At 34.0% G+C, this 368-nt stretch carries 1 pseudogene; it reads left to right on the top strand.

What is annotated here, in order from left to right:
- Positions 1 to 368, top strand: a pseudogene (locus SCA31_RS22660) (glutamine synthetase type III); the annotation flags it as partial.

Raw genomic sequence — 368 nt, 5'->3', positions numbered from 1 at the left:
ATGAAATTAAACTTGAGAAATACTCTACCGTTATTGATATTGAAGCAAGAGTTTTAAGTGATATCGCAAGGAACCACATTATTCCTTCTGCTTTAAATTATCAAAACAGATTAATTGAAAATGTAAAAGGTCTTAAAGAAATCTTCGGAGAAAAAGAATTCAAGACTTTAGCGAAAGAACAAATGAGTTTAATTACTCAGATTTCCGGAAACATCTCTAAAATCAAATTAGGGGTTGAGGATCTTATGAAAGCAAGAGAAGCTGCAAAAGCAACGTCCAACAGCCAAAAGCAGGCAGAAACCTACTGTGAAAAAGTAATACCTTTATTCGATGGCATCAGAGAAGCTTCTGATGATCTTGAGATGATG

The sequence above is a fragment of the Chryseobacterium sp. SIMBA_028 genome (assembly GCF_046535285.1).
Lineage (GTDB): Bacteria > Bacteroidota > Bacteroidia > Flavobacteriales > Weeksellaceae > Chryseobacterium.
The sequence above is the reverse complement of the archived record's forward strand: the minus strand, read 5'-3'. Positions and strand labels throughout refer to the sequence as shown.